General features: G+C 70.3%; 15 protein-coding genes. 4 read left to right on the top strand and 11 right to left on the bottom strand.

Annotation, left to right across the window (positions count from 1 at the left end; genetic code table 11):
* Positions 1–80 precede the first annotated feature (80 nt).
* Entirely contained in the window at positions 81–710 is a 630-nt protein-coding gene (locus tag CJ010_RS24095) for a flavin prenyltransferase UbiX (protein ID WP_141020333.1), read from the top strand.
* 46 nt (positions 711–756) lie between these two features.
* Positions 757–1,356 carry an LON peptidase substrate-binding domain-containing protein gene (locus CJ010_RS24090; RefSeq protein WP_141020332.1) on the top strand — a complete coding sequence of 200 codons (600 nt, stop codon included), beginning with the start codon at positions 757–759 and terminating at the stop codon, positions 1,354–1,356.
* 17 nt (positions 1,357–1,373) lie between these two features.
* On the opposite strand, the gene mutY is transcribed toward CJ010_RS24090, so the two are convergent.
* Positions 1,374–2,474 carry an A/G-specific adenine glycosylase gene (mutY, locus tag CJ010_RS24085; protein WP_141020331.1) on the bottom strand — a complete coding sequence of 367 codons (1,101 nt, stop codon included), beginning with the start codon at positions 2,472–2,474 and terminating at the stop codon, positions 1,374–1,376.
* Between the two features lie 120 nt (positions 2,475–2,594).
* Between mutY and CJ010_RS24080 the strand changes: the two genes are divergently transcribed.
* Positions 2,595–3,089, top strand: a complete 495-nt coding sequence (locus tag CJ010_RS24080) for a flavin reductase family protein (RefSeq protein WP_141020330.1) — start codon at positions 2,595–2,597, stop codon at positions 3,087–3,089.
* On the opposite strand, the gene CJ010_RS24075 is transcribed toward CJ010_RS24080, so the two are convergent.
* The 4 genes from CJ010_RS24075 to CJ010_RS24060 all read right to left on the bottom strand — a co-directional run bounded on the left by CJ010_RS24075 (position 3,071) and on the right by CJ010_RS24060 (position 9,261).
* Positions 3,071–4,459 carry a sensor histidine kinase gene (locus tag CJ010_RS24075; RefSeq protein ID WP_141020329.1) on the bottom strand — a complete coding sequence of 463 codons (1,389 nt, stop codon included), beginning with the start codon at positions 4,457–4,459 and terminating at the stop codon, positions 3,071–3,073. The genes CJ010_RS24080 and CJ010_RS24075 overlap by 19 nt on opposite strands.
* Positions 4,460–4,490: 31 nt before the next feature.
* Positions 4,491–6,035 carry a diguanylate cyclase gene (locus tag CJ010_RS24070; RefSeq protein ID WP_168225015.1) on the bottom strand — a complete coding sequence of 515 codons (1,545 nt, stop codon included), beginning with the start codon at positions 6,033–6,035 and terminating at the stop codon, positions 4,491–4,493.
* 105 nt (positions 6,036–6,140) lie between these two features.
* A complete protein-coding gene (locus tag CJ010_RS24065; RefSeq protein WP_141020327.1) occupies positions 6,141–7,589 on the bottom strand; it encodes a nickel-dependent hydrogenase large subunit in 1,449 nt (482 codons plus the stop codon).
* Positions 7,590–8,265: 676 nt separating this feature from the next.
* Positions 8,266–9,261 (bottom strand): HupU protein, encoded by a 996-nt coding sequence (locus tag CJ010_RS24060; protein ID WP_141020326.1) that lies wholly within the window; start codon positions 9,259–9,261, stop codon positions 8,266–8,268.
* A gap of 123 nt (positions 9,262–9,384) precedes the next feature.
* On the opposite strand from CJ010_RS24060, the gene CJ010_RS24055 reads away from it, so the two are divergent.
* Positions 9,385–9,684, top strand: a complete 300-nt coding sequence (locus CJ010_RS24055) for a hypothetical protein (RefSeq protein ID WP_141020325.1) — start codon at positions 9,385–9,387, stop codon at positions 9,682–9,684.
* Positions 9,685–9,693: 9 nt separating this feature from the next.
* Here the strand turns inward: CJ010_RS24055 and CJ010_RS24050 are convergent, their stop codons facing one another.
* From CJ010_RS24050 to hypB, 6 genes are read right to left on the bottom strand one after another with little or no spacing between them, the layout of a single operon-like run.
* On the bottom strand, positions 9,694–11,151 hold the full coding sequence (locus tag CJ010_RS24050) for a sigma-54 dependent transcriptional regulator (RefSeq protein WP_141020324.1): 1,458 nt from the start codon (positions 11,149–11,151) through the stop codon (positions 9,694–9,696).
* A 13-nt stretch (positions 11,152–11,164) separates the two neighbouring features.
* Positions 11,165–12,217, bottom strand: coding sequence for a hydrogenase expression/formation protein HypE (gene hypE / locus CJ010_RS24045; RefSeq protein WP_141020323.1), 1,053 nt, complete (start codon positions 12,215–12,217; stop codon positions 11,165–11,167).
* A 19-nt stretch (positions 12,218–12,236) separates the two neighbouring features.
* Positions 12,237–13,379 carry a hydrogenase formation protein HypD gene (gene hypD, locus CJ010_RS24040; protein WP_141020322.1) on the bottom strand — a complete coding sequence of 381 codons (1,143 nt, stop codon included), beginning with the start codon at positions 13,377–13,379 and terminating at the stop codon, positions 12,237–12,239.
* Positions 13,376–13,615, bottom strand: a complete 240-nt coding sequence (locus tag CJ010_RS24035; RefSeq protein ID WP_141020321.1) for a HypC/HybG/HupF family hydrogenase formation chaperone — start codon at positions 13,613–13,615, stop codon at positions 13,376–13,378. The genes hypD and CJ010_RS24035 overlap by 4 nt, the downstream gene beginning before the upstream one ends.
* A 4-nt stretch (positions 13,616–13,619) precedes the next feature.
* The gene (gene hypF / locus CJ010_RS24030; RefSeq protein WP_141020320.1) at positions 13,620–15,995 is read right to left on the bottom strand and encodes a carbamoyltransferase HypF; all 2,376 of its coding nucleotides are present in this window, start codon (positions 15,993–15,995) and stop codon (positions 13,620–13,622) included.
* Positions 15,992–16,924 carry a hydrogenase nickel incorporation protein HypB gene (gene hypB / locus CJ010_RS24025; RefSeq protein WP_141020319.1) on the bottom strand — a complete coding sequence of 311 codons (933 nt, stop codon included), beginning with the start codon at positions 16,922–16,924 and terminating at the stop codon, positions 15,992–15,994. The genes hypF and hypB overlap by 4 nt, the downstream gene beginning before the upstream one ends.
* Between the last annotated feature and the right edge of the window lie 5 nt (positions 16,925–16,929).

Here is a 16,929-nt window from a genome sequence, read left to right as displayed (position 1 = left end):
CCGGAAATGCGCTGCGCCAACGCGCCCGGCACTATCGGTTACCCTTGCGGCTTCGACAGCTTCCTGGTGTTTCTTCGCCGATGAGCGCTCCCAAGACCATCACCGTTGCCTTCACCGGCGCTTCCGGCCTGCCCTACGGCGTGCGCCTGGTGGAATGCCTGCTCGCCGCCGGCTGCCGGGTCTGGCTGCTGTACTCGCAGGTGGCGCAGATCGTCGCGCGCCAGGAGATGGGCTGGACCCTGCCGGGCCGCCCGGCCGAGGTCGAGGCCGAACTGGCCGTCCGCTTCAGCGCCACGCCCGGCCAGCTGCGGGTGTTCGGGCGCGAGGAATGGTTCGCACCGCCGGCTTCCGGCTCCAATCCGCCGGACGCGATGGTGGTCTGTCCCTGCACCATGGCGACGCTCGCGGCGGTGGCCGCCGGGCTGAGCCAGAGCCTGATCGAGCGCGCCGCCGACGTCGTCATCAAGGAAGGCCGCAAGCTGGTGCTGGTGCCGCGCGAGACGCCGTACTCGGCCATCCACCTCGAGAACATGCTCAAGCTGGCCCGCCTCGGGGTCTGCATCCTGCCGCCCAATCCGGGTTTCTATCATCACCCGCAGAAGGTGGAAGACCTGGTCGATTTCGTCGTCGCCCGCATTCTCGACCAGCTCGGCGTGGCGCACAGCCTGATGGCGCGCTGGGGCGAAGCGCCGGCCGATGGCATAGACTGAAACCGCGCCGACTGCGCACCGAACAATCCCGCCCCGACCCGCCGACATGACCGACGCCGTCCGCCTGCCGCTCTTCCCGCTCAATACCGTGCTTTTTCCCGATGGCCTGCTGCCGCTGCGGGTGTTCGAGGCGCGTTACATGGACATGGTGACGCGCTGTCTGCGCGAGGGCGCGAGCTTCGGCGTATGCCTGATCGCTGCCGGCCCGGAAGTGGGTGACGCCGCCATCCCCCACCCGGTGGGCACCGAGGCGCGCATCGAGCAGTGGGACATGACCGAACCGGGCGTGCTGTCCATCATGGTGCGCGGCGGCCGCCGCTTCCGCGTCGAAGACCACGAGGTCGAGCGCGACGGTCTGCTCAACGGCACGGTGCGTTGGTTGGCGGCGTTGCCGAGCGAGCCGGTGCCGGCCGATCAGGCCGAACTGCTGCCGCTGCTGCGGGCCATCGTCGGCGACCTCGGCGACCGCCTGCCCGAACCCCACCATTTCGACGATGCCGCCTGGGTCGGCGCGCGTTACGCCGAGCTGCTGCCCATCCCCATGGTGGCGCGGCAGAAGCTGCTGGAGCTGGACGACGTGGTGAGCCGGCTGGAGATCATCCAGCAGTTCCTGCAGCAGCGGGGCCTGCTCAAAACCATCAACTGAAGCGGCCGGCGCGGCGCTCAGCCGCCAAACAGGTCCGGCGCGACGAGGCCCTCGAGGATGCGCCGCACCGGCGTGGGCAGGGCCGCGCCGGCGATGTCGGCCAGGGCCAGCCAGCATTGCGCGCCGTCGTCCCGCGCGAGCGCCGTGTCGTCTTCGATGTCGATGCGCAGCGGCGCGATCTCCAGCACGAAGTGGGTGAACACATGGGTGAGCGGCGGCAGCGGCGCCATCGTGGCGGCCCGCAGGCCCAGTGTGCCGTGCATCCAGCTGCCGATGTTGGTGGCGTCCTGCGGAATCTCCGGCAGCGCCAGCAGGCCGCCCCAGATGCCGCTGGGCGGGCGGCGTTCCAGCAGCACCCTGCCGTTGCTCACCACCACCGCCATGCGGCTCTGCCGCCGCGGCACCGCCTTCTTCGGCCGTGCCACCGGCAGCTCGGCGATCCGGCCGGTGCTGCGCGCGACGCAGTCGGCCTCGAAAGGACAGCGCACGCAGGCTGGTTTGCCGCGGGTGCACACGGTGGCGCCGAGGTCCATCTGGGCCTGGATGTAGCGGCCGACTCCGGTGGCCGGCAGCAGGGATTCGGCCAGCGCCCATAGGCGGTTCTCCACCGCCTTCTCGCCGGGAAAGCCATCGATGCCGAAGGCGCGGCACAGCACCCGCTTGACGTTGCCGTCGAGAATGGCGGCACGCTCGCCGTAGGCGAAGGCGGCGATCGCGGCGGCGGTGGAGCGGCCGATGCCGGGCAGCTCGGCAATGGCCGCCGCGCTGCGCGGGAAGCTGCCGCCGTGGCGGCTGGCGATCTCGACGGCGGCGCGGTGCAGGTTGCGGGCACGGGCGTAGTAGCCCAGCCCGCTCCACAGCGCCATCACGTCTTCCACCGGCGCGGCGGCCAGGTCGGCGAGCGCCGGGAAGCGCTCGAGAAAGCGCTGGTAGTAGGGGATGACGGTGTCGACCTGGGTCTGCTGCAGCATGATCTCCGACAGCCAGATGCGATAGGGGTCGGAGCCGCCCTGCCAGGGCAGGTCGTGGCGGCCGTGGGCGCGCTGCCAGCGGATCAGGCGGTGGGCGAAGTCCTGCGGGCCGGTGTCGGGGGTGGTGTCGGGCTTGGGCGTGTTCATGTTTGGGGGCGGCAATTCAGGCTCGACGTTCGCCGCCTTCGCAGCGATAATCCGGCGCTATCCCGATTCTCGGCAATGTGCGGCTGCAGCATCCGGCTGCGTACCTGGCAGAACGATCCCATGTCCCACCAGAAATCGTCCCCCGCGGACTTCAGCCGCAACTTCCGCAACGCGCTCGGCATGTTCGCCACCGGCATCGCGGTGGTGACGACGCGCACGCCCGAGGGCGATCCGATCGGGCTGACGATCAACTCCTTCAACTCGGTGTCGCTCGAGCCGCCGCTGATCGTCTGGAGCCTGGCCAACCAGCTGCCCAGCCGGGCAATCTTCGAAAACTGCGAATACTACGCGATCAACGTGCTCGCCGAAGACCAGGAACCCTTGTCGCGCCTGTTCTCGACCCGTTCGGACGACAAGTTCGGCAGTCTCGACGTCGATACCGGCGTGGGCGGGATTCCGCTGCTGAAGGGCTGCTGCGCCCGCTTCGAATGCCGCAACACGGTGCGCCATCCGGGCGGCGACCACGTGGTGTTCCTGAGCGAAGTGCTGAATTTCGACCGTCAGTCGCTGCCGCCGCTGATCTACCACGGTGGCGCCTACCGCCGCCTGGCCTGATCCGCGCTGCCCGGCAGCGGCAGCTCGACGATGAAGATCGCGCCGCCCGCCGGATGGTTGCCGGCGGTGATGCGTCCGCCGTGGCGTTCGATGATGCCGTAGCTGATCGACAGCCCCAGCCCGGTACCCTTGCCCACCTGCTTGGTGGAGAAGAAGGGGTCGAAGACGTGGGCGAGATGCTTGTCGTCGATGCCGGGGCCGTTGTCGTGGAAGCTCACCCGCAGCAGGCCGGCGTTGCCGTCCGGCTCGGCGACGATATCCAGCCACTGTTCGGGCTGGTCGGCGGTGGCATCCCAGGCGTTCTGCACCAGGTTCATCATCACCTGCTGCATCTGGCCGGCCGAGCCCGTCATCGGGATCTTGCGCGGCATGCTGAAGCGCACGTGGAAGCTGTCGCGCGCACCGCGCTTCACCCAGCTCACCGCGCGCTCGATCACCGCGGCGAGGTCGAAGGACTCGTTCACCTCGCGGTCTATCGCCGAGAAACGCTTGAGGCCGTCGACGATGTCGCGGGTGCGCTCGGCGCCCTCGATGGTGCCGTCGATCAGCGCAGGGAGGTCGCCGAGCAGGCGGTCGATGCGTAGCCGCGCGCGCAATTGCGCGATGTGGTCGGCGCTGTCGCCGCCGTGGATGGCGCCCAGGTAGCTTTCCAGCCGGCCGGCGTAGCGCTTCAGGGCATGGACGTTGCCGAGGATGAAGCTGATCGGGTTGTTCAGCTCGTGGGCGACGCCCGCCACCAGGCGGCCGAGCGAGGCCATCTTCTCGGAATGCAGCAGTTGCTGCTGGGTGCGCTTGAGGTCGTCGTGGGCCTGGCGCAGCGCCTGGTAGGCGCGCCTGAGTTCGCCCACCGGGCGGCCAGTGACCACCATGCCCATCGACTTGCCGACGGCGTTGAAGCGCGGCGTGCAGTTGAGCGACACCGGCACCGCGCTGCCGTCGCGCGCGCGCAGCGGCAGCTCGCAGTCGTGCAGGGCCTGATCGCCGAAGACCGCGAACAGGTGGCGCAGCTGGGCACGCGCCTGGTCGTCGGCGAGCAGTTCGAATACCGAGGTGCCGCGCAGCGCGGCCAGGTCGCGGCCGGTGAAGTCCTCCAGCGAGCGGTTGACCTCCTCGATCGCGCCGTTACGGTCGCACACCACCAGTATGTCGGAGATCGAGGTCAGCACCGACAGGATGAACTGCTGGGATTCCTCCAGTTTGGCGTTTTTCTCCTCCAGCGCCACCTCGTACTGCAGCAAATCGGAATAGACCTCGTCCATCTTGTGGATGACGTCCATCCACACGTCCTCGCCGACGCCGACGAGCTCGCCGGGATGGCCGGTGTGCTGCAGCGGAGGGAGCGGATCGTGAGACTTGGGCTGGTCGGGCATGGCCGCGGAGCGGTGCTGAGCTGGCGTCAACCTAGCACAGGCGGGCGCTCGCGGGCGACCACTCGAGGCGGTCGCGACCGCCTTCCTTGGCGCGGTAGAGCGCGGCGTCGGCACGGTGCAGGAGCGCTTCGAGGTCGCGGTCGGTCGACTCGCGCACGCTCAAGCCGATGGAAACGGTGAAGTGCAGCGTCTGTCCGTCGTGCTCGACCGCGCAGTCGCGGAAGGCAGCGAGCAGCCGGTTGCCGACCTCGATCGCACCGTCGCGGCTCGTCTCCGGCAGCACGATGGCGAATTCCTCGCCGCCGAGACGGGCAAAGAGGTCGGAGCCGCGCAGCACCGCCTGTGGCACGGTGGCCAGCGCACGCAACACGGCATCGCCGCCGGCATGGCCGTAGCGGTCGTTGATCGCCTTGAAACGGTCCACGTCGAGCACCATCACCGCGAGGTCGCGCTGGTGGCGATGGGCCAGCGCGAACAGCGCGTCGCCCTCGCTCATGAAGGCGCGCCGGTTGCGCGCCCCGGTGAGCACATCGGTGTGGGCCAGCTGGTGCAGTTCCCGGGTACGCTCGCGCACGCGGTTTTCAAGGTTGCGGTTGGCGCTGGCGAGCGCTTCGAGCGCCTGGCGCCGGCGCTGCGCCTGCCGATAGGCGAACAGGCCGAGCACCGCCAGCGCGATGTTGCCGCCGAAGGCGATGACCATGAAGATCGGCAGATTGGTGTGCCAGGCCGCGAGCAGCGGCTTGGTCGGCAGGTCGGCGACGACGAAGAACTGGCCGTCCTTGGAGGCGGCGTAGGCGGCGATGCCCTTGCCGGGGCCGAGCAGGCGGCGATCGGTGACGGTGGCCCTGGCATCGTGATGGTCGTGATCGATCAGCTCCATGACCGGCAAGGGCGCATCCGGGCACGCCGCACGCGAAGGCAGGCAGGCGAGCGCGTGGCCGTCATTGCGGAAGATGCCGAGGACGAGGCCGTCCTGCGGTGCGGTGTCGGTCACCAGCTCCTGCAGGAAGCCGATGTCCAGTCCGCCGGCGATGACACCGATGAAGCGGCCGCCGTCATTGACGATGCGCCGGCTGATCGGCACCACCGCTTCGCCGGTCGTGCGGGTGGCGACCGGGCTGCCGATGAAGAGTTCGTGGTCCCAGTGCTCGGTCTGGGCGATGACGTAGTCGCGGTCGCCCAGTTCCAGTCGCGGCGGCGGATACAGGCGCGAACTCGTCATCAGCTGGCCTTCCGGGTTGAGGATGCTGAGCCAGACCAGGGTGGGCGTGATCGCCTGGCGGCGCAGCAGCAGGCGATGCAGGTAGAGGTCTTCGCGGCTCGGCGGCCGCTCGCGGGCGGCGACCACCTCGCTGACGCCGGACAGGGTGCGATCGAGCAGTTCGAACAGGTTGTCGGCACGGCGCAGCGCCACCGTGGCGGCCTGGGCGGCAGTTTCGCGGCCACGCTCCAGGGTGCGTTCGCGTTCGTTCCACAGCACCCAGGCGAGCAGGAGGTCGGTGACGAAGAGCAGAAAGGCGCCGGCCACCGCCCAACGCACTGCACTCAGTCCCCAGTTCGAAGCCGTCTTCTCCACCCGCCCCCCACTCCTGTCCATGCGCGAAAAACGGTGAACCTTAGCCAATCACCGGTACGGGGCCAAGGCAGTTTGACACGGACGACTATTGCGTAAGACATACTCTTAATGCACGGTGCATACCATGCACGGGTCGAATGAACGCACCACATGCTGCACTGCGAGCGGCTCCTCGTCGCCCCCGGCCGGCAGGCCGACCAGCGCCTGTTCCAGCGCACCTGGCGTTCCGGCCGCGTCACGCGGCGAAAAGTTCCAGGTGGTGGGGGCGATGATCTGATAGTTGGCGATGCGGCCATGGCGCACCACCAGCCAGTGGCCAAGTGCGCCGCGCGCAGCTTCCACCAGACCGACGCCCTGCGCCTCGTCCGGCAGTTCGCCCTGGGCGCAGAACGGGGCGCCCGGCTCGAACGCCCGCACCCAGGCTTCCATCGCCGGCAGCACGCGGGCGAACTCCAGCAGGCGGCCGAGTACGCGGGCGTAGACACTGCCGCCGTCGCGCACCACGAGCTCGCGCAGCAGCGGCTGGCCGTCCACCAGCTGGCGGGCCAGCGCGCCGCATTCCACCACTTCGCCGCCCAGCCGCGGCGCCTTGCACCAGCTGTAGGCGTCGGTCTTGTCGGCGTCCGGCCAGGTATGGCCCTGCCAGGGGTGACGGGCGGCGTCGGCGCGCAGCCAGGCGTGGCTGACGTCCTCGACGATCAGCGCCGGGTCGAACGCAGCGGGCTCGGCACCGGGCCGCCAGACGCCGCGGGCGAACAGTGCCTTATCGCCTTCGCCATAGGCACCGTAACTGAGGAAGACATCGGTGGCGCGCCCGATCCGCTGCAGTCCGAGGTCGCGCGCGATCTCGATGAAGAGGCGGAAGTCCGAGTGCTGTGGGGCGCGTGCGTCGGCCCAGGCATCGAGCGCGGCAACCGAGTCGAGCGCAGCGACGGCCTCCAGACTGTCACCGAACAGCCGGCGCTCCAGCCAGCCGCGGAACTCGCGCAGCAGCGCGAACAGGCGGATCTTCTCCGCTGCCGATACCGCCTTGGCCGAGCCGCCCGGTTGCAGCGACAGCGTGTGCGGCCATTTGCCGGCGAGCACGCCCATCAGCTGCAGGAAGGCGGCGCGCGCCGGCAGCGCGTCGGCCGCGGCGCTGCCCTCTACCGCCTTGAAGCGGGCATGTGCGGTGTCGAACCAGGGCCGGCCGCGGTAGGCGTCGCGGGCGAAGTCCGGCATGAAAAACAGGTAGAAATGGGTGAAGTGGTCGGCCAGGTTCTCGGCCGCCAGCACCACGTTGGCGGCGCGCTCGCCGTTGGCCGGCACCGTCAGCCCCATCACCTCGCGCAGCGCGGCCGCAGCCGCGGCCGATTGCGATACCGAGCAGATGCCGCAGATGCGCGGCACGAACACCAGCGCGTCGCGCGGATCCTTGCCGCCAAGGATCTGCTCGAAGCCGCGGAACAGCGGCGAATTCACCCGTGCCGCGGCCACGCGTCCGTCAGCGACGTCGAGCGTTACCTCGAGATCGCCCTCGACGCGATTGAAGGGGCCGACGACAACGCGCGTCATGACCACCTCGTCGTCGCCATGCGCCGGGCCGTCCCAAGTATGGCGAAGCCCCCTTGGGGGGGCGAGACCGGGGTTTCGCGGCGCACTGCGCCGTGCCGGTAGAGCGGGTCGGCAGTGCAAAGCCGACCCTCCGCGAACGCGGTGAGCGTGGGGGCTGTCGTCGCCATGCGCCGGGCCGTCCCAAGCATGGCGAAGCCCCCTTGGGGGGGCGAGACCGGGGTTTCGCGGCGCACTGCGCCGTGCCGGTAGAGCGGGTCGGCAGTGCAAAGCCGACCCTTCGCGAACGCGGTGAGCGTGGGGGCTGTCGTCGCCATGCGCCGGGCCGCCCCAAGCATGGCGAAGCCCCCTTGGGGGGGCGAGACCGGGGTTTCGCGGCGCACTGCGCCGTGCCGGTAGAGCGGGTCGGCAGTGCAAAGCCGACCCTTCGCGAACGCGGTGAGCGTGGGGGCTGTCGTCGCCATGCGCCGGGCCGTCCCAAGCATGGCGAAGCCCCCTTGGGGGGGCGAGACCGGGGTTTCGCGGCGCACTGCGCCGTGCCGGTAGAGCGGGTCGGCAGTGCAAAGCCGACCCTTCGCGAACGCGGTGAGCGTGGGGGCTGTCGTCGCCATGCGCCGGGCCGTCCCAAGTATGGCGAAGCCCCCTTGGGGGGCAGCGAACGCAGTGAGCGTGGGGGCTGTCATTTCAGCCCGGTGCGGCGGATCGCCGGGGTGATCTGCGGATGGTCGGCGGTGGCGTTCTCGCGCACCCGGCGCGGCGTCGCCGACTTGGACAGCGCGGCGAGCGCCACGAACCAGGCCTTGGGCATGTCCGACGGCAGTCCGATCGGGATGCCGGCGACCTTGGGCGTCTGCGCAAAGGGATGGCCGGGCGACTCGAAGCCCGGCTCGGTGCAGGAGATGCAGGCGTAGCCGCCGCTGGTGCACGAGCCGCTGCCGTTCCACGGCCGGATATTGCAGTCGGCGTGGGCCTGGGTGCCCTTGCAGCCCAGGTGTTCCATCATGCAGCCGAGGTCCGAGGCCTTCTCGGCGCTGGCCTTGAACTCGTAGAACTCGTTGCGGCTGCAGCCGTGGTGCACCAGCTGGTCGGCGTAGAAGCGCGGCCGGCCGAGGGCGTCGAGTTCGGCCGCGCCGAATTCGCCCAGTGCCAGTGCGAGCAGGGTGTCGACTACCCAGCCGGGGTGGGTCGGGCAGCCGGCGACGTTGATCACCGGCAGGCCGGCGGCGGAGCGGTAGTCGCGGCCGAGCAGACCGCCGGGCGTGTCGCCTTCGTACTGCAGGCCGCAGGCCTCGGTCGGGTTGATGCCACCGGCGCTGATCCCGCCCCAGGCTGCGCACGAGCCTATCGCCAGGGTGTGGCGGGCGCGCGCGGCAAGCGCATCCACCCAGTGGATCATCGGCTTGCCGCTGCCGGCCAGCACGTGGAAACGGCCGCTGCCATTGGGGCCGCGCAGCATCGCGCCTTCGATGCACAGCAGGTCGAGCGGGATGTCGCCGCGCGCGCAGGCGTCGAGCACCGCCAGCGCCTCGCCGCCGGTCTCCTCCGACAGCGAGGGGTGCCACAGGATGTGGATGCCGGCGTCGCGCAGCAGGCCGAGCAGGTCGCGCGCGTCGGAACACAGCAGCGACATGGTGCAGCCGCCGCAGCCGCCGGACTGGAGCCAGATCAGGTTCATGGGCGAGATTGAAGCACGGAAGCGTGGCTGGGGCGATCCCTCGATATGGTCGAGCGATGTTGCGCTGCAATACCCGATCCTGCACAGTGATGCACGTTTGCTTGTGCCCACCGGAGATTCGACATGACCGGCCTACCGCATTTCGAGCAGGATCTCGGCGACATCATCCACGAGCTCGCCGCCATGGCCGAGCTGTGCGGTGTCCGACTGCGCGATCCCGGCGTGATGGACGCGGTGCTGCAGAACGATGCGCTGATGCGGCACCAGAACGAGGTCGCCTTCGACAAAATGCGCGGCCTGCTGGTGCTGGCCTTCAGCACGGTGGAACGTTCCGCTGCCACCGAAGGCATTCACCTGACGGCGGAGTTCGTCCGCCGCGCGCTGGCCGAGATCGACGAGCGGCGCGATCGGCTCGGCGGTTGAACCGGGGCTTCAATCCCGTTCCAGCCCGTAGCGTGCCAGCTTGCTGCGCAGGCCGACACGTGACAGGCCGAGCTCCTTGGCAGCATGGGTCTTGTTCCAGCGGTGGCGGATCAGGCTTTCCTTGACGATGCGGGCTTCCAGCGCCTCCAGCCGGGTCTTGAGGTCGCCATCCAGGCCGGACAGCATGGACAGGGCCGGTTCGTCGCCGGCGTCGGCGGCGCGCAGTACCCGCGGGCTGAGGTGGGCGGCGGACAGGCGGTCGTCGTCGGCGAGCGCGATCATGCGCAGCACTTCGTTGCGCAATTCGCGCACGTTGCCCGGCCAGCGCCAGGTCTGCAGGCAGGCGATGACCTCGGCCGACAAGGGCTCGAAGCGGCGGCCGAGCGCGGCCTGGGTTTCGTCCAGCAGGGTTTGCGCGATCAGCGGGATGTCCATGGGGCGCTCGCGCAGCGGCGGCACCGCGATGGTAAGCGCCGCTAGCCGGTAGTACAGATCCTCGCGGAAACGGCCGTTGCGCACTTCTGCTTCGAGGTCGCGGTTGGTGGCGGCGATCACCCGCGCGTCCACCGGTATCGGCCGCGCCGCGCCCACCGGCCGCAGTTCGCCTTCCTGCAGCACGCGCAGCAGCTTCACCTGGAAGGCAGCGGAGGTTTCGCCGATCTCGTCGAGCAGCATGGTGCCGCCGTCGGCCTGCTTGAAGAGGCCGACGCGGTCTTCGAAGGCACCCGTGAAGGCGCCGCGCTTGTGGCCGAAGAGTTCGGATTCCAGCAGCTGGTCGGGCAGCGCGCCGCAGTTCTCCACCACGAAGGCCTCGCCGGCACGCGGGCTGTCGTAGTGCAGTGCGCGCGCGAGCAGTTCCTTGCCGGTGCCGGATTCGCCGGTGAGCAGCACCGGGATGTCGAGCGCGGCGAGCTTTTTCACCAGCGCGCACACCGCGTTCATCGGCGAGCCGGGCGCGCGCAGCACGGCGTCGAGCGCGAACTGCTGGCGCACGCTGGCGCGCCGGTGGCTGACCTGTTTTTCGAGCACCGGCGCGGCGGTGCGCAACTCCACCGCCAGGCGCTGGTTCTCGGCATGCAGCCGGGCCATCTCGGCTGCGGATTTCAGTGTCAACAGCAGCTGTTCCGGCTGCCAGGGCTTGAGCAGGTATTGGTAGATGCCGGCTTCGTTGATGCCGGCGATGATGTCTTCGGAATCGGTGTAGCCGGAGATGATGATGCGCACCGCGTCCGGCCAGCGCTCGCGCACCTGGCGCAGCAGGGCGACGCCGGAGCTGCCCGGCATGCGCTGGTCGCACAGCACGATCTGTATCCACTCGCGCTCGAGGATGGCGAGCGCGTCGTCGGCGCTGGACGCGGTGAAGACTTCGAAGTCTTCCTCCAGCGTGCGGCGCAGGGCTTCCTGCGAGCGGATCTCGTCGTCGACGACGAGGATGGACGGCAGTTCGGGCGGCAGCGGTGGCGTCATCGGTCGGCGCGGCTCAGCAGATGCGCGGCAGCGGTTCGCCCGACAGCCAGTCGAGCATGCGCATGCCGCCGAGCGCGGTGCGCAGCTGGACGAAGTGGTGCTCGTCGGCCGTCACCGTGCCGATACGGGCAGCGCCGGCACCGAGCGGATGGGCGCGCAGCGCGGCGAGTGCGGCGCCGGCGTGTTCCGGGTCGCATACCACGATGAGCTTGCCTTCGTTGGCGAGGTAGAGCGGGTCCAGGCCGAGCAGTTCGCAGGCCGCCTCGACCTGCGGATGTACCGGGATGGCGGCTTCCTCGATCAGCATGCCGGCGCCGGACTGGCGGGCGATCTCGTTGAGCGTGGTGGCCAGCCCGCCGCGGGTCGGGTCGCGCAGCACCCGGACCGCCTCGGCCGGCACCGCGCCGAACAGGCTTTCGACCAGGCAGGCGAGCGGGGCGCTGTCGGAACGGATCTCGCTGTCGAAGGCGAGCGATTCGCGCACAGCCAGGATGGCCATGCCGTGGTCGCCCATGCTGCCCGACACCAGCACCACGTCGCCCGGCCGCGCGCGGGCGCCGCCGGGAGCCCGGCCGGCCGGCAGCGCGCCGACGCCGGTGGTGGCGATGAAGACGCCGTCGCCCTTGCCCTGCTCGACCACCTTGGTGTCGCCGGTGACCACGGGCACGCCCACGGCGCGGCTGGCCGCGGCCATGGAGTCGACGATGCGCTTGAGCTCGGCGAGCGGATAGCCTTCTTCCAGGATGAAACTGGCCGAGAGATAGAGCGGACGCGCGCCCATCACCGCGAGGTCGTTCACCGTGCCGTGCACCGCCAGGCTGCCGATGTCGCCGCCGGGGAAAAACAGCGGCGAGACGACGTGGCCGTCGGCCGCCATCACCAAGCGTTCGCCCGGCGCCGGCGCGGGCAGTACCGCGCCGTCGTCGCCCTGGGCGAGCCAGGGATTGTCGAAGGCGCGGGCGAAGAGTTCGGACACGAGCTGCGCGGTGGCGCGGCCGCCGGCGCCGTGGTTCATGTCGACGCGGCCGCTCTTGAGGTCGAGCGGGCGGGTGTAGTTGGCTTTCATCGGATGCGTGTGGAGTGCGTCAGGCAGCAACGACCGCGACGTCGCGGAAGCGGCCGTAATTGTAGTGGGCGGCGCAGGCGCCTTCCGAGGACACCATGCACGAACCCATCGGCGTTTCCGGCGTGCACACCGTGCCGAACAGCTTGCAGTCGGCCGGGCGCTTCTCGCCGCGCAGGATGGTGCCGCACTCGCAGGCCTTGTGGTCGGCCACCGGGGCGTAGCTGAGGCCGAACTTCGCTTCGGCATCCCAGGCAGCAAATTCCGGACGGATCTGCAGCGCGGATTGCGGCAGGCTGCCCAGCCCGCGCCATTCGTAGCTGTCGCGCAGGCCGAACACCTCGGCCACCAGGGCCTGCGCCTTGCGGTTGCCGTCGCGGGTGACGGCGCGGGTGAATTCGTTCTCGATCTCGAAGCGGCCGTCGTTTACCTGGCGCACCAGCATCAGGATGGACTGCATCACGTCCAGCGGCTCGAAGCCGGCGATCACCACCGGCTTCTTGTATTGCGCGGCGACGAAGTCGTAGGGCCGGCTGCCGATCACGGTGGACACGTGCGCCGGGCCGACGAAGCCGTCGAGCTGCACGCCGTTGCCCTCAGGATGTTCGAGGATGGCGACGATCGCGGCCGGGGTCAGCACGTGGTTGCACAGCACGCTGAAGTTCTTCAGCCCGAGCGCCTGCGCCTGCTTGAGCACCAGCGCGGTGGGCGGCGTGGTGGTCTCGAAGCCGATGGCGAGGAATACCACCTCGCGCTGCGGTTCGCGCTGGGCCAGCGCCAGCGCGTCGGCGGCGGAATACACCATGCGGATGTCGGCACGGGATTTGTCCAGCCGGGCGCGCGCCTTCAGCAGCGACAGGCCGTCGGAGGCGGGCACGCGCAGGCAGTCGCCGTAGGTGCAGATCGTCACCGACTGCTTCATCGCCAGCCCGATCGCCATGTCGATGCGGCCCACCGGCAGCACGCAGACCGGGCAGCCGGGGCCGTGGATCATGCGCACGTTCTGCGGCAGCAGGTCGATCACGCCGTAGCGCGAGATGGCGTGGGTGTGGCCGCCGCAGAACTCCATGAAGGCGTAGTCGCGCGCCGGGTTGGCCTCGCGCCGGATCGCCTTGCCGATGCCGCGGGCGAGTTCGCCGTCGCGGAATTCGTCCACGTATTTCATGCCGTGCCCTCCAGCGAGGGCGTCAGGCCGGCCTCGGCGAACAGCGCCAGGGTGGCTTCGGCTTCCTCGCGGTCGAGCTTGGAGAGCGCGTAGCCGACATGGACGATGACGTAGTCGCCGACGGCGACCTCATCGACCAGGGCCAGCGAGATTTCCTTGGTGACGCCGCCGAGTTCGACGCGGGCGGTGTCGTTGGGCAGCAGTTCCGCCACGCGGGCGGGGACGGCGAGGCACATGCGTTCAGATTCCTTCGTTCAGCAGGTGGCGGGCGATGCGGGCCTGACCCAGCGCCAGGCCGCCGTCGTTGGGCGGTGCCTGGCGCGCTTCCAGCACCGTCAGGCCGCGCGCGGCCAGGCGGCGCGACAGGTCGCGCGACATCAGGCGGTTGAGGAAACAGCCGCCGGACAGCGCCACGGTGTGCACGCCGGCAATGTCGGCCGCGCGCAGGGTCCAGGCTTCGAGCGCGGCCGCCAGCGTGGCGTGGAACAGCGCCGCGCCGCGTGCGGCGTCGGTCTCGTCGGCCAGGGTGGCGAGCAGCGGCAGCAGGTCCAGCGTGCCGCCGTCGGTCCCGCCTTCGGCGATGCGCCAGCCGCCGGGCAGCGGCAGCACCGGGCCGAACCCGGCGGCGAGGCTTTCCAGCCGCATCGCCGCCTCGCCTTCGTAGCCCATCCGGCGGCAGACGCCGAGCAGGCCGGCGGCGGCGTCGAACCAGCGGCCGAGGCTGGTGGTCGGTGGGCAGCGGGTGCCGGCGGCGAGCAGATCAGCCATGCGCCAGGCGGCCGACTCGTCGTGGAAGCGGCTGGCGATCTCGTCGCCGCGGCCGAGGCGGTGGAGCACCGCCGCGGCCATGCGCCAGGGTTCGCGCGCGGCCTTGTCGGCGCCGGGCAGCGGCAGCGCGGCGAGGTGGCCGAGACGCTGGAAGCGCGGACCTTCCACCCGCAGCAGTTCGCCGCCCCAGGCATTGCCGTCGGTGCCGAGGCCGACACCGTCCAGCGCCAGGCCGAGCACCGGACCGTGGTGGTGGTGTTCGGCCTCCACCGCGGCGACGTGGGCGTGGTGGTGCTGGATGGCGAAGGCGGGGATGCCGAGCCGTTCGGCCAGCGCTTCGGCGGCGCGGGTGGACGGGAAATCCGGGTGCAGGTCGTGGGCAACGGCTTGCGGCGACAGGGCGAGGATGCGCTGCATGTGCTCGGCCACTTCGTCCAGCGCCTGACAGGCGCTCGCCGATTCGAGGTCGCCGATGTGCTGCGACAGGAAAGCCTCGTCGCCACGGGTGAGACAGAGCGTGTTCTTGAGCAGGCCGCCGAAAGCCAGCACCGCCGGCCCCTTGCAGCTGAGCTTGAGTGCGCGCGGCGTGTAGCCGCGCGAGCGGCGGATGAACTGCACGCCGCTGTCGTCGTAACGGGTGGCGGGCAGGCTGCGCATCACCGAGTCATCGCAGCGCACGACGATGTCGCGGTCGTGGATGAGGTAGGCGTCGGCGATGCCCATGAGCCGGCGGGTGGCCTCGCGGTTGCCGGTGACGAGCGGCTCGCCGCCGGGGTTGGCCGAGGTGCACACCAGCGCCAGATCGAGCGCCTTGTCCAGCCAGCCGGTGCCCGCCGGGCGGCCGGCGTAGTCGTGGAACAGCAGGTAGTGCAGCGGCGCGTAGGGCAGCATCAGCCCGACCGAGGACAGCGCCGGCGCCACGCCCCACAGTTCGCTGTCGACGCTGGCGCGCTTGTCGCACAGCACCACCGGGCGTTCGGCGCTGGCGAGCAGCTGCTCGTCGGCGCCGCTGAGCTTGGCCCAGTGGCGAGCGGATTCCAGGTTGGCGACCATCAGCGCGAAGGGCTTGTTCTCGCGCGACTTGCGCTCGCGCAGGCGCGACACCGCCTCCGGGTTGCGCGCGTCGCACATCAGGTGGAAGCCGCCCAGGCCCTTGACCGCGACGATCTCGCCGCACAGCAGGCGCAGCAGGGTGTCGGCCACCGGGTCGCGGGTGGCGACGGTGATGCCGAAGCCTTCCAGCAGGGTCAGCCGCGGGCCGCACACCGGACAGGCGTTGGGTTCGGCATGGAAGCGGCGGTCGGTCGGCGCGCTGTACTCGTCGGCGCAGTCGTCGCACAGCGCGAACGCCGCCATGCTGGTGTTCACCCTGTCGTAGGGCAGGCCGCGCGTCAGCGTATAGCGCGGGCCGCAGTGCGTACAGTTGATGAAGGGGTAGCGCCAGCGCCGTCCGGCGGGGTCGAACATCTCGTCGAGACAGGCCGGGCATACCGTGCTGTCGTGGCCGATGGCGGTGGTGACCTCGCCGCTGCGCGAGGCGGTGATGGTGAAGCCGCGGTCGGCCGGGTCGAACTCGCGCAGTTCGGATTCGAGGTGGTCGATGCGGGCGAGCGGCGGTGCTTCGCCGCGCAGGCGGGCGGCGAGCGCGGACAGGTTGCCGGGCGAGCCCTGGACTTCGATCTCGACGCCGCCGCCGTCGTTGCGCACCCAGCCGGAGAGGTCGAGTTCCTGCGCCAGCCGATAGACGAAGGGGCGGAAACCCACGCCCTGGACCACGCCGCGCACACGGAGGCGGCGCCGTTCGTGGCGGGAATGCTGGCGGGGGGAAGTGCCGGTGTCGTCGCTCATGATGGGCTCTCCGCGGGGCTGGCCGGCGCGCCGGCCTGGTGGTTGAGACCGGTCTGTATCCAGCCCAGCCAGTCTTCGAATCCGTGTTCGGTGGTGGACGACACCTGCAGCACCTGCAGCCGCGGATTGACGCGGCGGGCGTAGGCGATGGCGCGGTCGACATCGAAACTGAGGTAGGGCAGCAGGTCGACCTTGGAGAGCAGCATCAGGTCGGCGGCGGCGAACATGTCGGGGTACTTGAGCGGCTTGTCCTCGCCCTCGGTGACCGAGAGGATGACCACCTTGTGCGCTTCGCCGAGGTCGAAGGCGGCCGGGCAGACGAGGTTGCCGACGTTTTCGATCAGCAGCAGGCTGCGTTCGGCGATGGGCAGGCGCGCGAAGGCCTCGCCCACCATGTGGGCGTCGAGGTGGCAGCCCTTGCCGGTGTTGATCTGCAGCGCCGGGGCGCCGGTGGCGCGGATGCGTTCGGCGTCGAACTCGGTCTGCTGGTCGCCCTCGATCACCGCCACTGGCACGCGGCCGGCCAGGCGCTCTATGGTCTTCACCAGCAGCGTGGTCTTGCCCGAGCCGGGGCTGGAGACGAGGTTGAGCGCGAACACGCCGCGCGCGGCCAGCCAGCGGCGGTTGGCGGCGGCGAGCGCGTCGTTCTTGCCGAGGATGTCGCGTTCTATCTTCACCATCTGCTGCTGCGACAGGCCGGGAGCATGGGCGTGGGCCGGGCCCTGGCCGTAGTCGAGCGCGCCGGCGTTCGCGGCCGGCTGGTGGGCGTGGTGGTCGTGTTGCGGGTGATCGTGCGGTGGCGTGGCCGCGTCCAGCGGGCGGAAGGCGCGGGTGGCCGCGGCGTCGGCGGGCTTGCCCGTGCCGGCGCGTCGGGCCGGCTGGCCGTTGTATCGCAATTCGCCGCTGCCGCAGCCGCAGACCGTGCACATCTCGT

The organism is Azoarcus sp. DD4 (genome assembly GCF_006496635.1).
In the GTDB taxonomy this organism is placed as follows: domain Bacteria; phylum Pseudomonadota; class Gammaproteobacteria; order Burkholderiales; family Rhodocyclaceae; genus Azoarcus.
This window is presented reverse-complemented; position numbering and strand designations above follow the sequence as displayed.

Excerpts from the sequence above, each read along its gene's own strand:
- CJ010_RS24075 (WP_141020329.1), bottom strand. The coding sequence starts at position 4,459 with ATGCCCGACCAGCCCAAGTCTCACGATCCGCTCCCTCCGCTGCAGCAC.
- CJ010_RS24060 (WP_141020326.1), bottom strand. The coding sequence starts at position 9,261 with ATGAACCTGATCTGGCTCCAGTCCGGCGGCTGCGGCGGCTGCACCATG.
- CJ010_RS24080 (WP_141020330.1), top strand. The coding sequence starts at position 2,595 with ATGTCCCACCAGAAATCGTCCCCCGCGGACTTCAGCCGCAACTTCCGC.
- CJ010_RS24050 (WP_141020324.1), bottom strand. The coding sequence starts at position 11,151 with ATGACGCCACCGCTGCCGCCCGAACTGCCGTCCATCCTCGTCGTCGAC.
- CJ010_RS24065 (WP_141020327.1), bottom strand. The coding sequence starts at position 7,589 with ATGACGCGCGTTGTCGTCGGCCCCTTCAATCGCGTCGAGGGCGATCTC.
- hypE (WP_141020323.1), bottom strand. The coding sequence starts at position 12,217 with ATGAAAGCCAACTACACCCGCCCGCTCGACCTCAAGAGCGGCCGCGTC.
- CJ010_RS24055 (WP_141020325.1), top strand. The coding sequence starts at position 9,385 with ATGACCGGCCTACCGCATTTCGAGCAGGATCTCGGCGACATCATCCAC.
- hypB (WP_141020319.1), bottom strand. The coding sequence starts at position 16,924 with ATGTGCACGGTCTGCGGCTGCGGCAGCGGCGAATTGCGATACAACGGC.
- CJ010_RS24090 (WP_141020332.1), top strand. The coding sequence starts at position 757 with ATGACCGACGCCGTCCGCCTGCCGCTCTTCCCGCTCAATACCGTGCTT.
- CJ010_RS24095 (WP_141020333.1), top strand. The coding sequence starts at position 81 with ATGAGCGCTCCCAAGACCATCACCGTTGCCTTCACCGGCGCTTCCGGC.
- hypF (WP_141020320.1), bottom strand. The coding sequence starts at position 15,995 with ATGAGCGACGACACCGGCACTTCCCCCCGCCAGCATTCCCGCCACGAA.
- CJ010_RS24035 (WP_141020321.1), bottom strand. The coding sequence starts at position 13,615 with ATGTGCCTCGCCGTCCCCGCCCGCGTGGCGGAACTGCTGCCCAACGAC.
- hypD (WP_141020322.1), bottom strand. The coding sequence starts at position 13,379 with ATGAAATACGTGGACGAATTCCGCGACGGCGAACTCGCCCGCGGCATC.
- mutY (WP_141020331.1), bottom strand. The coding sequence starts at position 2,474 with ATGAACACGCCCAAGCCCGACACCACCCCCGACACCGGCCCGCAGGAC.